This window comes from Streptomyces sp. NPDC127114 (assembly GCF_042677525.1).
Taxonomy (GTDB): Bacteria; Actinomycetota; Actinomycetes; order Streptomycetales; family Streptomycetaceae; genus Streptomyces.
Genome location: NZ_JBHXTJ010000001.1, coordinates 105,677 through 119,732 on the forward strand (window position 1 = coordinate 105,677; position 14,056 = coordinate 119,732).

The 14,056-nt window shown below is 73.4% G+C and carries 15 protein-coding genes and 1 riboswitch; of the genes, 8 read left to right on the forward strand and 7 right to left on the reverse strand.

The window, feature by feature from the left end; all coding sequences use genetic code 11:
- Positions 1–4: 4 nt before the first annotated feature.
- The 3 genes from ACFVGS_RS00425 to ACFVGS_RS00435 all read left to right on the forward strand — a co-directional run bounded on the left by ACFVGS_RS00425 (position 5) and on the right by ACFVGS_RS00435 (position 2,305).
- Entirely contained in the window at positions 5–358 is a 354-nt protein-coding gene (locus ACFVGS_RS00425) for a UBP-type zinc finger domain-containing protein (protein ID WP_384407135.1), read from the forward strand.
- A gap of 236 nt (positions 359–594) precedes the next feature.
- Positions 595–1,242, forward strand: a complete 648-nt coding sequence (locus tag ACFVGS_RS00430) for a carbonic anhydrase (RefSeq protein ID WP_384407137.1) — start codon at positions 595–597, stop codon at positions 1,240–1,242.
- A 160-nt stretch (positions 1,243–1,402) separates the two neighbouring features.
- Entirely contained in the window at positions 1,403–2,305 is a 903-nt protein-coding gene (locus ACFVGS_RS00435; protein WP_385688887.1) for a Rieske 2Fe-2S domain-containing protein, read from the forward strand.
- A gap of 90 nt (positions 2,306–2,395) precedes the next feature.
- On the opposite strand, the gene ACFVGS_RS00440 is transcribed toward ACFVGS_RS00435, so the two are convergent.
- Positions 2,396–3,319 carry an NADP-dependent oxidoreductase gene (locus ACFVGS_RS00440; RefSeq protein ID WP_385688890.1) on the reverse strand — a complete coding sequence of 308 codons (924 nt, stop codon included), beginning with the start codon at positions 3,317–3,319 and terminating at the stop codon, positions 2,396–2,398.
- A gap of 113 nt (positions 3,320–3,432) precedes the next feature.
- On the opposite strand from ACFVGS_RS00440, the gene ACFVGS_RS00445 reads away from it, so the two are divergent.
- The 4 genes from ACFVGS_RS00445 to ACFVGS_RS00460 all read left to right on the forward strand — a co-directional run bounded on the left by ACFVGS_RS00445 (position 3,433) and on the right by ACFVGS_RS00460 (position 7,507).
- Positions 3,433–4,524: a GlxA family transcriptional regulator gene (locus ACFVGS_RS00445; protein WP_385688892.1), complete on the forward strand. Its 1,092-nt coding sequence runs from the start codon at positions 3,433–3,435 to the stop codon at positions 4,522–4,524.
- Positions 4,525–4,605: 81 nt separating this feature from the next.
- Positions 4,606–5,598, forward strand: a complete 993-nt coding sequence (locus ACFVGS_RS00450) for a glutathione S-transferase family protein (RefSeq protein WP_385688895.1) — start codon at positions 4,606–4,608, stop codon at positions 5,596–5,598.
- 201 nt (positions 5,599–5,799) lie between these two features.
- Complete coding sequence (locus ACFVGS_RS00455; RefSeq protein WP_384407147.1) at positions 5,800–6,957, forward strand: oxygenase MpaB family protein; 1,158 nt, start codon at positions 5,800–5,802, stop codon at positions 6,955–6,957.
- A 154-nt stretch (positions 6,958–7,111) separates the two neighbouring features.
- Positions 7,112–7,507: a hypothetical protein gene (locus ACFVGS_RS00460; RefSeq protein WP_384407148.1), complete on the forward strand. Its 396-nt coding sequence runs from the start codon at positions 7,112–7,114 to the stop codon at positions 7,505–7,507.
- 67 nt (positions 7,508–7,574) lie between these two features.
- On the opposite strand, the gene ACFVGS_RS00465 is transcribed toward ACFVGS_RS00460, so the two are convergent.
- The 5 genes from ACFVGS_RS00465 to ACFVGS_RS00485 all read right to left on the reverse strand — a co-directional run bounded on the left by ACFVGS_RS00465 (position 7,575) and on the right by ACFVGS_RS00485 (position 12,957).
- Positions 7,575–8,372, reverse strand: a complete 798-nt coding sequence (locus ACFVGS_RS00465; RefSeq protein ID WP_384407150.1) for a polysaccharide deacetylase family protein — start codon at positions 8,370–8,372, stop codon at positions 7,575–7,577.
- 160 nt (positions 8,373–8,532) lie between these two features.
- Positions 8,533–9,396: a transglycosylase SLT domain-containing protein gene (locus tag ACFVGS_RS00470; protein WP_384407153.1), complete on the reverse strand. Its 864-nt coding sequence runs from the start codon at positions 9,394–9,396 to the stop codon at positions 8,533–8,535.
- 4 nt (positions 9,397–9,400) lie between these two features.
- Positions 9,401–9,590: riboswitch (cyclic di-AMP (ydaO/yuaA leader) on the reverse strand.
- A 310-nt stretch (positions 9,591–9,900) separates the two neighbouring features.
- A complete protein-coding gene (locus ACFVGS_RS00475; RefSeq protein ID WP_385688899.1) occupies positions 9,901–10,671 on the reverse strand; it encodes an alpha/beta hydrolase in 771 nt (256 codons plus the stop codon).
- 262 nt (positions 10,672–10,933) lie between these two features.
- Positions 10,934–11,653 (reverse strand): response regulator, encoded by a 720-nt coding sequence (locus tag ACFVGS_RS00480; protein ID WP_384407157.1) that lies wholly within the window; start codon positions 11,651–11,653, stop codon positions 10,934–10,936.
- Positions 11,650–12,957, reverse strand: coding sequence for a sensor histidine kinase (locus tag ACFVGS_RS00485; protein WP_384407159.1), 1,308 nt, complete (start codon positions 12,955–12,957; stop codon positions 11,650–11,652). The genes ACFVGS_RS00480 and ACFVGS_RS00485 overlap by 4 nt, the downstream gene beginning before the upstream one ends.
- 221 nt (positions 12,958–13,178) lie before the next feature.
- Here ACFVGS_RS00485 and ACFVGS_RS00490 point away from each other — a divergent pair, with 221 nt between their 5' ends.
- Positions 13,179–13,598 (forward strand): DUF2690 domain-containing protein, encoded by a 420-nt coding sequence (locus ACFVGS_RS00490; RefSeq protein ID WP_385688903.1) that lies wholly within the window; start codon positions 13,179–13,181, stop codon positions 13,596–13,598.
- Positions 13,599–13,767: 169 nt separating this feature from the next.
- On the opposite strand, the gene ACFVGS_RS00495 is transcribed toward ACFVGS_RS00490, so the two are convergent.
- Positions 13,768–13,905 carry a hypothetical protein gene (locus ACFVGS_RS00495; RefSeq protein ID WP_385688905.1) on the reverse strand — a complete coding sequence of 46 codons (138 nt, stop codon included), beginning with the start codon at positions 13,903–13,905 and terminating at the stop codon, positions 13,768–13,770.
- Between the last annotated feature and the right edge of the window lie 151 nt (positions 13,906–14,056).

Here is a 14,056-nt window from a genome sequence, read left to right on the forward strand (position 1 = left end):
GCGCATGACCGAGATCGAGGGCATCGACCCGGACGTCCCGCCCGGCGGCACCGGGTGCGCGGAGTGCGACGAGGCGGGCGGCTGGTGGTTCCACCTGCGGCGCTGCGCCCAGTGCGGCCACATCGGCTGCTGCGACTCGTCACCGGCGCAGCACGCCACCGCCCACTGGAGGGCCACCGGGCATCCCCTGGTCCAGAGCTTCGAGCCGGGCGAGGAGTGGTACTGGAACTACGCCACGGACGTCATGTACGAGTCCGGCCCCGAGCTGGCCCCGCCGACCGGCCACCCGGCCGAGCAGCCGGCCCCGGGACCGGCCGGCCGCGTCCCGTACGACTGGCCGGACCTGCTCCACCGCTGAGCTTCCGCCGCGCCGGGACGGGTCCGCACGACGGCTCGGGCCGTCCGACGACCCTCCGGCGCGACTCGCGCGGGTCGGGGCCGTCTGCCAGGGTGGTTACGGAGCGGTCGCCCATACGACCGGCGGCGAGCGCACAGCCCCCGAGGACGTGCCGACGCGACCGCGGGTCCGTGCTTCGTACCCGGCGCCGGACGCGCGGCCGCGTCCGGCCGGTCATTCGCACCCCAGGTGGAGACATGAGCAGAAGCTCTCCCGTGGCAGCCCTCGACGCGCTGCTCGCCGGCAACAAGCGCTTCGTGTCCGGCACGACCGAGCATCCCAACCAGGACGCCGCCCGGCGCTCCCTGCTCGCTCCCGGGCAGGCTCCCTTCGCCGTCATCCTCGGCTGCTCCGACTCGCGGCTGGCCGCCGAGATCATCTTCGACCAGGGGCTCGGCGACCTCTTCGTCGTGCGGACCGCCGGGCACTGCCTGGGGACTGAGGTACTGGGCAGCGTCGAGTACGCGACCAGCGTGCTCGGGGCGCGCCTGGTCGTGGTGCTCGGGCACGACTCGTGCGGCGCGATCGCCGCGGCCCAGGAGGCCGTGGAGTACGGCCACTCCGCGGGAGGGTTCGTCCGCGACGTCGTCGAGCGGGTCACGTCGAGCATCCTGGCCGCGCGTGCCGCGGGCCTCACCGCCGACAGCGACATCCGGGACGAACACATCCGGCTCACCGTCGACCTGCTCCTCGACCGGTCGCGGCTGCTCTCCGACCAGGTCGCGTCGGGCCGGATCGCCGTGGTCGGCCTCGGCTACGCCCTGGTGAGGGGCACCGCGCGGGTGGTGACCGCCCGGGGCATCGCGCCGGAGGTGCTCAACATGGACGACCAGACGGACGAGTGACGCGCCGACGGGACCGGAGCGGGCCGCCTCGGGGACGGGCGCTGCGTCTCGGCTTGGAGGATGCCTGTCTCGGGGTGCCTGTCTCGGAGGCGTCCGTTCCGGGGACGTCCGTTCCGGGGACGTCCGTTTCGCCCTCGTCCCGTGCGGTTAGACGCGCGGTATGAACACCTTGCCCAGCGTCCTTCGGTCGGCACTCCCCTCCGGCGACGGGCCCGGCGTCCTCCTGCGGGCCATGGGCCGGCTGGAGAAGTCCCCGCGGGCCGACCGGCTCGCGGACGTCCTGCGGGGTGCCGTACGGGCGCTGCCGCTGGGCGCCGCCCGTGACGTCCTGCACGGGCGATGGCTGGGGCACCCGCTGCATCCGGCGCTCGTGCAGTTCCCCATCGGCGCGTGGCTGTCGGCCGCCGTTCTCGACCTCGTGCCCGGGCAGCGGCGCGCGGCGCGGCTGCTGGTGGGCGCCGGTCTCGTCGGCGCCGTCCCGGCGGCGATCAGCGGCTGGGTCGACTGGGCCGAGCTGCGCCGCCCCCAGATGCGCGTGGGCCTGGTGCACGCGGCGGCGAACATCACGGGCGTGGTCTGCTACGCCTGCTCCTTCACCGCCCGCTGCCGGGGCCGCCACCTGCGCGGCCGCGCGTGGGGCTTCTGCGGCGCGGGCGCGATCGCGGCGGGCGGCGCGATCGGCGGGCACCTGGCCTACCGGCAGGCCGCGGGCGCCAACCACGCCGAGCAGGTCGCGGCGCTCGTCCCGCCCGGCTGGCACCGGCTGATCGCCCTCGACGACCTCTCCCCCGGCCGGCCCCGCCGCATTCCCCTGGGCGAGGTGACCGTCGTCGCGGTGCGGACGGACGAGCACACCGTGCGGGTGCTGGCCGAGCGCTGCACCCACATGGGCGGCCCGCTCGCCGACGGCAGCGTCGTGGACGGCTGCCTGGTCTGCCCCTGGCACGGCAGCACCTTCCGCCTGGAGGACGGCTGGAACGTCACGGGCCCGGCGACGTCGCCCCAGCCCGCCTTCGAGACCCGGATCACCGACGGCCAGGTCCACGCCCGCCTCGCGCCCTGAGGAGGCACCTGGTGGGCCGCCCCGGCCGGAGCCCGACCCCGGGCCTGGGGCCCGGGCAGGTCGGGTCGGGTCAGGTCGGGTCAGGTCAGGTCAGGCGACCGTGAGGACGATCTTGCCCGTCGTCCGGCCGCGTTCGCCGATCTCGTGGGCCTTCGACGCCTCGGCGAGCGGCAGCACGGTGTCGACGACCGGCCGCAGTTCCCCGCGCTCCACCAGGGCCGCGAGTTCGCGCAGGCCCAGGTGGTCGGGCTCGACCAGGACCCAGGCGGTGCGGACACCGTCGCGGGCCTCGGGGACGTCGTCCGGGCCCGGCAGGGTGATGAGCCGACCTCCCTCGCGGAGCACCTTCAGGGAACGCTCGGCCGTCTCCCCGCCCATGCCGTCCAGGACGACGTCCACGTCGGACACGACGTCCTCGAAGCGGGCCGCGCGGTAGTCGATCACCTCGTCCGCGCCGAGCTCCCGTACCAGGTCGTGCTTGGCCGCGCTCGCGGTGCCGATGACGTACGCGCCGCGGGCCTTGGCGATCTGTACGGCGAAGTGGCCCACGCCGCCGGCGGCGGCGTGCACCAGGACCCGCTCACCGGGCCGGACGTCCGCCGCGTCGACGAGCGCCTGCCACGCGGTCAGGGCGGCGAGCGGCAGCGCCGCCGCCTCCACGTGCGTCAGGGACGCCGGCTTCGGGGCGAGGTGGCGGGCCGGTGCCACCACGTATTCGGCGTACGCGCCCGCCTGGCGCGGGAAGTGCGGCATCCCGAAGACCTCGTCACCGGGGCGGAAGACGCCGACGCCGGGGCCGACGGCCTCGACCGTGCCCGAGACGTCCCAGCCGACCACCGGAACCTCGCCCCAGGTGATGAGCGCCCCGCTCGCGCGGGTCTTCCAGTCCACCGGGTTCACCCCGGCGGCGTGGACCCGGACCAGGACCTCGTTCAGGCCCGGCTCGGGGCGCTCCACCTCGCGCTCGACCAGCGTCTCGGGTCCGCCCCAGCGCTCCACGACCATCGCACGCATGCGTTCTCCTCGTTTCCGTCTCTCGTGTCCGTCGTCGTCCGACCGCTCCACGATCGGGCACCCGGCCACGGCACGGTATTGGCCAGCTGGCCATGATGTGTCAGGATCTGGCCATGAGCGACATCACGGGAACGGCCGTGCGAAAGGAGCGGGACCCGCGGGACCGGTGGGGCGAGGAGGACCTGGGGGCGGCGGGGCACGGCGGGCCGCATCGCGTCGCCGTGCTCGCGCTCCCGGGCGTTCCTCCCTTCGAGCTCGGCATCCCCTCCCGGGTCTTCGGCAGCGCCGTGGACGCCGAGGGGCGCCCGCTCTACGAGGTCACCGTCTGCACGGCCGACGGCGCGCCCGTCCTCAGCGACGCCGGTTTCACCGTGCAGCCCGCGGCCGGGCCGGAGGCGCTCGCCACGGCCGACACGGTGGTCCTGCCGCCCACCCACGCCATGCCCGAGCTGGGGCAGGGCGGCCCGCTGCCGTCCGAGGTCCGCGCGGCCATCGCGGGGATCCGGCCGGGCACCCGGCTCGTGTCGATCTGCTCCGGCTCGTACGTGCTGGCCGCCGCCGGGCTGCTCGACGGCCGGCCGGCCACCACGCACTGGAACCTGGCACCGGAGTTCCGCCGGGCCTATCCGCGGGTCAAGGTCGACGAGGACGTGCTCTTCGTCGACGACGGCGACGTCCTGACCTCCGCGGGCGTGGCCGCCGGCGTCGACCTGTGCCTGCACATGATCCGGCGCGACCACGGCGCCGCGGCGGCCAACCGCGCCGCGCGCATGTGTGTCGTACCGCCCTGGCGGGACGGCGGCCAGGCCCAGTTCATCGACCGTCCGGTCCCGGAGCCCAGCCTGGCGGGCACCGCCGCCACCCGCGCCTGGGCCCTCGAACACCTCACGGAACCGCTCACCCTCGCCCGGCTCGCCGAGCACGCCCGGATGAGCCTGCGCTCCTTCACGCGCCGGTTCCGCGACGAGGTCGGCATGACGCCCGTGCAGTGGCTCACCGCACAGCGGCTGGAGCTCGCCAAGCAGTTGCTCGAGACGACCGATCTGCCGATCGACCTGGTGGCGCACCGGGCCGGGCTCGGTTCGGGGAACTCGCTGCGCGCCCACATGAGGACGGCGTTCGGCGTCTCACCCGCCGCCTACCGTCGTGCCTTCGGCACCTCCGCCCCGCCGCCGCCCCCGACGGCTGCCGCCGATGGCGCGTAGTACGGGCCGGCGCGGGTAGCCGCCAGTGCGTGGCCGACCCGATCGGCCCTGACGCATGCCGGACGAGGAGGGCTCGGGACCATGGCCGGTGACGGTGGCGGCGCGTTCGAGCGCGACCGGAGCTATCTCACGACACGGATCACCGCGGACGGGCGGGACGGCCGGCCCGTGGAGCCCGGACGGTACCGGCTGGTCATCGCGCGGGCCTGTCCGTGGGCGAACCGGGCGGCGATCGTGCGGCGGCTCATGGGTCTGGAGGACGTCCTGTCGATGGGCATCGCGGGGCCGGTGCACGACGAGCGCAGCTGGTCCTTCCACCTGGACCCGGGCGGCAGGGACCCCGTCCTCGGCATCGAACGGCTCCAGGAGGCGTACTTCCGGCGCGATCCCGGCTATCCGCACGGCATCACCGTGCCCGCGCTCGTCGACGTGCCCACCGGCGAGGTGGTGACCAACGACTTCGAGCGGATCACGCTCGACCTGGGCAGCCAGTGGACGGCTCATCAGCGGGACGGAGCGCCTGAGCTCTATCCGGAGAAGTGGCGCGACGAGATCGACGAGATCGCCCGGCAGGTGTACGAGGACGTCAACGACGGCGTCTACAAGTGCGGTTTCGCGCGCGGCCAGGCGGCGTACGACTCGGCGTACCGGAAGCTGTGGGAGCGGCTCGACCGGCTGGAGGAGCGGCTCACGGGGCAGCGCTATCTGGTCGGCGACACCATCACCGAGGCTGACGTCCGCCTCTTCCCGACCCTCGCGCGCTTCGACGCCGTCTACCACGGCCACTTCAAGTGCAACCGGCAGAAGCTGACCGAGCTGCCCGCGCTGTGGGGCTACGCGCGGGACCTGTTCCAGACGCCCGGCTTCGGCGACACGATCGACTTCGAGCAGATCAAGCAGCACTACTACGTCGTCCACCACGACATCAACCCGACCGGGATCGTGCCCCGTGGCCCCGCCACCGGGGGCTGGCTCTCGCCCCACGGGCGGGAGGCGCTGGGCGGGCGTCCCTTCGGCGACGGCACGCCACCGGGACCGCCGCCTCCGTCCGAACGGGTGCCCTCTCCCGCCTGAGGCGCGGGCCGCCCGGCCGTTCGCTGCCCGCCTGCTCCGAGGGGCGCGCCGCCGGTTCCGGAGGTGCGCTTCCCGGGCGCGGGGGGCGTGCGCCCGGATGCCTCGGATGAGGCATCGTCAATCGCTGCGATCACTGGCATGGTCACCGAGAGTGATCCCCGTCGCTCATCGTGAGCGACCGTCGACGAACGGAGTCATGCCGTGGCACTGAACATGGATCAGATCGCGACCGAACTGGAGGCCGCCAATCAGGAGGGCGATCCGGCGGCCGACAACCTGGTGTCCGATCTGATCGACAACAAGGAGGTCGACGGGGTCAACGGACTCTTCCGCACGGTCAACAAGCTGGGTCGCGGCGTGGACCTGTCCCATCTGCCCGAGCGTCTCGCGCAGTTCCTGCACGAGGCCGAGACGGAGCCGCCGGACTGGAGCCCGGCCGACGTCAAGGCGGCGGAGGGCTTCTTCGACCACCACCACGGCACGGCCTCCATGCTCCAGGGCACGGTCGGCCTCATCGGCACCTACCTCTCCCCCACCGGCGCCTACACACTGCGGTCCACCGGCCGCCTGGGCGGTGTGAAGGGCCCGGGCCGGCGGCTGCAGCAGTCCTCGCGGCTGTTCCTCGGGATGGGTGACCGGGGCGCGCTGCGGGACGGGACGCTCGCGGCGACCGTGACCAAGGTCCGGCTGGTGCACGCCTCGGTGCGCCAGCTCCACAAGAAGAGCGGTCAGTGGGACTACGTCAAGTGGGGCATGCCGGTCTCGCAGAAGTACACCGCCGGCGCGATCTGCGTCTTCAGCGTCCAGGTCCTGGAAGCCATGCGGAACCTCGGCATCCAGGTCTCCAGGTCCGACGCGCAGGGGTTCATGTGTTCCTGGCACTACGTCAACCACTACCTGGGCACGCCGGACAAGTGGCTCATGCCCAAGGACGTGGACCTGGTCGACGAGGGCTGGCGCTCCGTGCGGGACACGGAGTGGAAGGAGACCGAGGACGGGAAGTTCATGACGGCCCAGGCCGTGACGTTCTACCGGGAGTTCCTGACGGCGCCCGGCGCCGGTGACGCGTTCGTCCGGATGGTGCGGGTGGCGCTCGGCGACAGGTACGCGGACATGGCGGGCCTCCCGCCGAAGGACGCGCTCAGCGAGGCCGGGAAGTTCATGGCCGCCGGCAACAAGGTCACCAACACCGTCGGCAACCTGTTCGGCGCCCCGGCCGGGCGGGCCGTGGGCGTCAACCCGTACGAGGAGGTCATCGGCGCCGCCTCGAAGATGTTCAACGAGGTCCAGAAGCAGGCGCTCAGGCGCGAGGGCGACGACCAGCCGCAGATGCACCAGGAACTCGGCGACGACCGCTGACGCGGCTCCGCTCCCGGCGGCGGCCCTTCGTCCCGCGACGAGGGGCCGCGAGCACCCGGAACACCTCCATACGGGCGTCGGCACGGCGCGTTCGGCGTGTCGCCACGGTGATGGCGGGGCGAGGAAACGTATCTGTGCCTTCATGACCCACTGCATGGAACACCCGCTGTACGCACACCTGCGCGAGCGCTTCGGCGACGAGTCCGAGTGGCCGGAGGCGACCGGTCTGATCGCTCCCTACCTGCGGATCGTCGTCGAGGCGCTGGGGCCGGGGGACGCCGTGACGTTCCTGACGGCGGTGCGTGAGGCCCTCGCCGAGGAGGCGGCCCGGGAAGGAACGATTCACCTCGGGTTCGGCGCGCACCTCTGGGCGAGACTCGAAGCCGTCTCGTGGGGCGGTTCGCCGGCGAAGACCTCGGCGTGGGAAGCCGCCCTGACCATGCACCGCCTGGCCCGGCTCACGCCGGAGCCGGGCCGGCCGGTCCTGCCGGCCCTCGTCGACAGCGCCCTGCGCGCCTGTGGCGGTCTCCGCCTGGCGGCCGCGCGCTAGGCCGTCTCTTCCGGATCGCGGCCGGGTCCGGCCCAGGCGGGGTCCGGCCCAGGCCGGGTCCGGCGGTTCAGGGCGTGGTCCGCACCGGGAAGCTGGTCGGGTGGCCCTGCTCCTTCAGCCACGGCAGCACCTGCTTCAGCGCCGCGACGGTCTGGGCGCGGTCGCCGCCGCCGTCGTGGAAGAGGATCGTCGGTCCGTTGGAGAGCTCCTGCTTCACCGTGCTGACGATGGCACCGGTGCCCGGCAGCTCGAAGTCCTTGGTGTCCACGTTCCAGCCGAGCGGCCGCATCCCGGCCTCCGCGGCGATGCGCCGGCTGTTCGGGGTGAACGCGCCGCCGGGGGCGCGGTAGTACTCCACCTTGGCTCCGCCGGCCGCCTCCTCGATCATCCGCTTCGCGTCGAGGATCTGCTGCTTCTGGTAGTCGACGGGCTTCTTGTCCATGGTGGTGTCGTGGGACACCGTGTGGTCGCAGAGCCGGTGTCCCTCGGCCACGACCCGCTTGACCAGCTCGGGGAACTCCTTCGCCCGCGGACCGACCATGCAGAACACGGCCTTGACGTCGTTCTCCTTGAGGATGTCGAGCACCTGGGGCGTCCACCGCGGGTCCGGGCCGTCGTCGATGGTGATGTTCACCGACGTGCCGCCCGCCTCGGCGGCGTGCGCGATGCTCTGAGGGACCTTCACCGGCGGCACCTGCGCCGGCCCCTTGGCGTCCCCCGCCGGCACCCGCTGCTCCTGCCGCTCCCCCGCCCGGGCCTCGGCCTCGGTGTCCGTCAGCGCGGCGGCCCCCCACGAGGCCAGACCTATCGCGACCGCCGAAGCCACCACGGCTATGTGTGCGGTGTACTTGCCCTTCAGCCCCATGCGGTGCCCACTCCCAGCGTCTTCGTCCCGAACGGCTCCCGCAGGGGAGGACGGAAGAGACGGCCGGAAGGTTTCATCGATGTGCGGGAACGGCGGGGAACGGCACGGCCGGGCGGCCCCTGAGGGCTGCCCGGCCGTGTGGTGGCGGTGAACCGGTCGGTCAGTACGCGCCGAAGACGTTGTCGATGGAGCCGTAGCGGTCGGCGGCGTAGTTGCAGGCGGCCGTGATGTTGGCCACGGGGTCGTAGGGGTCGTTGGCGGTGCCGGCGACGTGGTAGGCCTGGAAGGTGGGGTCGATCACCTGGAGCAGGCCCTTGGACGGGGTGCCGGCGAGGGCGTTCGAGTCCCAGTTGTTGATCGCGCGGGGGTTGCCGGACGACTCGCGCATGATGTTGCGGTAGATGCCGTCGAACGTGCCGGGGATGCCCTCGCGGGCCATGATGTCGAGGGACTCGCGGATCCAGCCCTCGAGGTTGTCGGCGTACGTGTAGCCGGCGGTGCTCGCGGACGCGGCCTTGGTGGCGGCGGTGGCGGCGGCCTTGACGGCCGGGGCCGGGGCGGAGGCGGCGGAGCCCGTGGTGACGGAGACGCGGGTGGCGGGGGCCGGGGCCGCCGGGCGGGGCGCGGTCCGGGTGGCGGCGACGGAGAGCTTCTGGCCGGGCCGGATGAGACCGGGGTCCTTGCCGACGACCTTCCGGTTGTCGCGGTAGAGCTTCTTCCAGCCGCCCTTCACCCCGTACTTACCGGCGATCTTCGAGAGCGAGTCGCCCGCGACGACGGAATACTTCACCGGCGCGACACCGGAGACCGCCTTCGGCGCGTTCACCGCGACCGACTGGAGGGCCGCCGAAACCGCCGGCTTTGCCACTGCGACGGAGTTCGTGCCCTGCGGAACGACCGCGGCGGCACTGGTGGCTCCGGCCAGTGGAAGCGCGAGGGCGGCGCTGCCGGTGAGGCTCACGGCGGCGATGCCGCGGGTGAGCGGGACGTTCTTGGGGCGGCGGTGCTTGCCGTGTCCACGCATGGCGGGTTCCTCTCCTCCGCCTGCGAGGTGAGCTGTCGGGTTCGGGCAGGAGATGCCCGGCCGCGGCGTGCGCGACTTCACCCCGAGCCGTCCCCGGAGACCGGGACCGGCGGCAAACCTGGGTCCCCCGCTCCTGCCGGATGTGTGGTGAGTGCGGTCGTTCGGACGGCGGCAGGATTCGGCGTTTCCGTCCGGTTGCGGGGCGACGCTATGCGAAAACAAATCCGGAAAACAAGGCGGGAATTCCTCGCGGAAAATTGATCTAGCGGGAATTACGAAAGGATCATTCCGCCCGACCCGTGCTGCCGTACCAACCCTTTTCCGCGATACGGCACCTGACGCTCCGCCAGCAGCGGGAGGGCCCGGTCCGGCGTGATTCAGATCACGCGCGCCGACCGGGCCCTTTACCGGGGAGCGAAATACCCGCTTGCGCCATCAGATCCGCATTCCGGCATTGCAGGGGAATAACCGGACATCGTCCGTTTTGCCCCGCAATGGAGCGCCTCAGGCGCGGCCGTGCGACGCCACCAGCCGTTCCGCGACCGTGCAGGCCGGCTCGCCCAGGAGGATCGTGTAGTGGTTGCAGTCCGGCACGAGCTCGGCGGTCAGGTTCGGCGCCTGCGCGGTCCAGTGGTCGACGAGCGCGGGCGGCAGCATGCCGGGGGCCTCGCCGAGCAGCCCGAGCGGCGCGTGCAGTAGCAGGGCGGGCACCTTCAGGCCCGCCAGGTCGGTGCCGAACGACGCGGCGCCGGTGAGGAGTTCGCGCCCGTCCTGCCGCACCGCCGCCTCCTGGGCCCGGGAGCGGCGGGCGCCCTCGGGGCCGGTGAGGTCGTAGCGGACGTACGACTCGATGTCCGCGTTCCAGTGCGGCCCGAGCGCCGGGTGGGCGCGGAAGAAGTCCACGTAGGCCTGGTCGCTGTCGTACGTCATCGAGAGCCGGGCGAGCGCCGGGCCCAGGCCGGCCTCCAGCACCGCGTCGGGGTCCGCCTCGGCGGGCAGCGGGATCGGCAGGCCGCCGTCGATCAGCAGCAGGCGCTCGAAGAGGCCGGGAGCCCGGACGGCGGCCCGCAGCGCCACGTACGCGCCCATGGACTGGCCGGTCAGGACCACGGGCCCGCCGTCGCCCCAGGTCCGGGCCGCCGTCACGAGGTCGGCGGCGTGCCGGTCGATCCCGTACGGACCGGAGGCGGTCGAGCTCCCGCCGCGGCCGCGCAGGTCGACCGCGTACAGCGACCAGTCCGCCGGCAGGTGCCGGGCGACGGCCGCGAAGGACATCCCCGAGGCCGAGATGCCGTGGGCGGCGACCGCGGTCCGCGGACCCGTGGCAAGCGCAGCGCGCGGAGCGTCGTCCCGTCCACGGGGAGGTCGAGCGGTATCGGTTCCGGGGCCGGCCGCGGTCCGTCCGCACGGGTCATGGTCGCGTCTCCTCGACGTGTCTGGGCTCGGCCGTGGCGCGCGACGAACCGAACTAAGTGGTCAGGGCGTGCTGTTGGGGCGGGTCGACGGTACCTCAACCCGGCGGCGGGCCTTTCGCCGGTCAGCGCGCCGGACCGCCCGGGACGACGAGCCCGCTCTCGTAGGCGACGACGACCGCCTGGGCGCGGCTGTCGACGTGCAGCTTGCTCATGGTGCGGTTGAGGTGGGTCTTCACCGTCGCCTCGCCGATGTAGAGCTGCTCGGCGATCTCCGTGTTCGACAGGCCCCGGGCGGTGAGCCGCAGCACCTCGCGCTCCCGGGCCGTGAGGACATCCAGGTCGGCGACGGGGCCGGCGACCGGCTCGGCCCGGTGCACGTACGCCTCAATCAGCCGGCGGATCACGCTCGGCGCGAAGAGCATGTCGCCGCCGGCCACGGCGGTGACCGCCTCGATCAGCCGCTGGGGCCCGGTGTCCTTGAGCAGGAAACCGGAGGCCCCGGCGCACAGCGCCGCGTACACGTACTCGTCGAGGTCGAAGGTGGTGAGGACCAGGATCCGCGGGACGGGACCGTCGGAGCGGGCCAGAATGCGTTCGGTGGCCGTGGTGCCGTCCATGCCCGGCATGCGGATGTCCATGAGGATCACGTCGGGCCGCACGAGGGCGGCCTGGAGCACCGCGGACTCCCCGTCGGCGGCCTCGCCGACGACCTCGAGGCCGGGCGCCGCCCGCAGCAGGGCGACGAGCCCGGCCCGGATCAGGTCCTGGTCGTCCACCACGAGCACCCGGATGCCGCCGGTGGCCGAACGCGGCGGGGTTCCGGCGGTGCGCGCGCCCGTCACGCCGGCGGGCGGCGGTCCTTCCGCCGGTGGTCCGGCCGGCCGTGGTGCTCCTGGTGGACCTGGTGACGTCCCTGCCGGTCGGTCGTCCTGGCCACGGGAAGTGTGAGGCACACGCGGAATCCCCCTTCGGCCCGAGGGCCGGCGTCCACTGTTCCGCCGTAGAGCCTCGCGCGTTCCCGCATGCCGATCAAGCCGTGTCCTGAGCGTGTCGGCACGTTGGCCGGATCCGGACGGTGGCCCGGGGGACCGTGGCCCGGGCCGTCGTCGGTCACCGTGACGACGAGCTCGTCCGGCCGGTACTCGACGAGCACCGTGGCGCGCGCCGGCCGGGCGTGCTTGATCACGTTGGTCAGCGCCTCCTGCACCACCCGGTACGCGCAGAGCTCGGTCCCGGGCGCCAGGGCGCGGGCCGCGCCCTCCGTGCGCAGGTCCACGGGCACGCCCGCGGCCCTGGTCCGCTCGGCCACCTCGGCGAGGCGGGCGAGGCCGGGCATCGGCGCGTACCAGACCCCGTCCGGCCCCTCGGCCTCCCTCGTCTCGCCGGCCGCGGAGCGCAACAGGGTCAGGATCCGCCGCAGCTCCCGCAGGCCCTCCTGGCTGGTCTCGGAGATGGTGTCCAGGGCGGCGCGCGCGGTGCCGGGTTCGGTCGCGAAGACATAGCCCGCCATGCCGGCCTGCACGCTGATCACCGACATGTGGTGCGCGACGACGTCGTGGAGCTCACGGGCGATCCGCCGCTGCTCCCCGGCGACGGCCCGCTTCTCCCTCTCCTCCTGCTCCCTGCGCAACTGGGCCGTCAGTCGGGCGAGTTGACGGTTCCTGCGGGCGAGGCGCCGGGTGCCGTTGCCGAAGAACCAGACGACGGCGGGTACCGCCACCGCCTGGATCACGGCGACGGCGAGGCCCAGTTCGGGGGCGCGCAGTCCGCTGTAGAGGACGACGGCCGCGGTGAGCGCGGCGCCCGCCGCCGTCGTGCGGGGCGGGCGCTGGACGGCGACGCCGTACAACGCGATGACCGGGGCCCAGAAGTTGAGCGACGGCTGGTAGCCGGCGGCCAGGTAGCCGGCGAAGGCCAGACAGCTCGCCACGAGCGCGGCGACCGGCGCCACCCTGCGCAGGGCCAGCGGCAGCCCGGTGAGCGCCGTCAGCAGGTACGCGGACAGGTCGAACGCCGGCCAGCCCGTCGGGTGGTACTGGTGCCCGACCGCTGCCGACGCCGTCACCAGGCCGAGGGCCAGGGCCCCGTCGACCAGGAGCGGATTCACCTCGCCGAACCGCGTCGCCCAGTGGGCCCTGGTGTGCATCGCGCGATGGTACGGCCCGGCACGCGGGCACGTCGTCATACCGGAGGTGCAGTGTGCGCCGGTGCGCACTGCCGCAGGGGTTTACCCCGACGGTCAACTCCGCGGTTGACGCCCCGGGTCCGTCGGCCGGGAGATCGTACGGGTGCACCGACCGCAACACCCTCGGCACCACCGATCGCACCGATCGACCACTCGTGACACCGACGACTCAGGGGGAACACATGAAGATCAGCAGGCGGACCGGCGTCGTGCTGTCCACGGCCGCGCTCGTGCTCGGCCTCGGCGGCGTGGCCACGACGGCGCAGGCGGCCACCGGTTCGGCCTCGGCGGCCCTGGCGTGCAGCACGGCGAACGCCACGACCCCGCGCACGGCCAGTGTCGACGGCATCCGCATCGAGCTGCGCTACAGCACTTCCAGCCGCTGTGCGTGGGGCCGGATCACCGGCGCGGACCCCGGCGACAAGGTGTGGGTGGACCGCTCCAGCAACGGCGGCGGCAGCTGGACCGGCCCGCTGGGCATGACCACGGTCCAGTACGGGAGTGACACGCACACCCCCGCGTACGACGACGCCGGTTACGTCATGCGGGCCTGCGCGTGGAACGACTCCACGGGCAACATCCGCTGCACCGGCTGGTACTAGGCGGTCTCGTCCGGATCTCGGCCGGGTCCGCCCCCGATCCGGACGAAACGGCCTGGACCGCCACCGGGGACCCGCACGGTCGCCCGCCCGTCGGTGGACGGGCGGCCGTGCGGCGCGGGATCCGGCACCGGTCCTGTCACGGGGGTGACGGGGGAGGACCGGCGCCGGATCACTTCGCCTCGCGGTACGTCCCCAGGACGTGGTCAGGGATCTTCCCGACCTCGTCGCGCCGGGTTTCGGGCCCGCTGACGAGCACGGCGGCCTGGCCCTCCGGCGCACCGTCCCTGCGACGGCTGAAGCGGCGCACGCCTCTTCTCTCCGACCGCAATGACTGGTCCCTGACGCGATCGTGACGTCCCATCAGGCAACCCGCGTTCCTTCCTTCCCGTCCTCCGGGGGCGAGAGGGGCGCCCGGGGGGGGCTGTCCGGGGGAGCCGAACGACGGCTTGCCGTGGTGC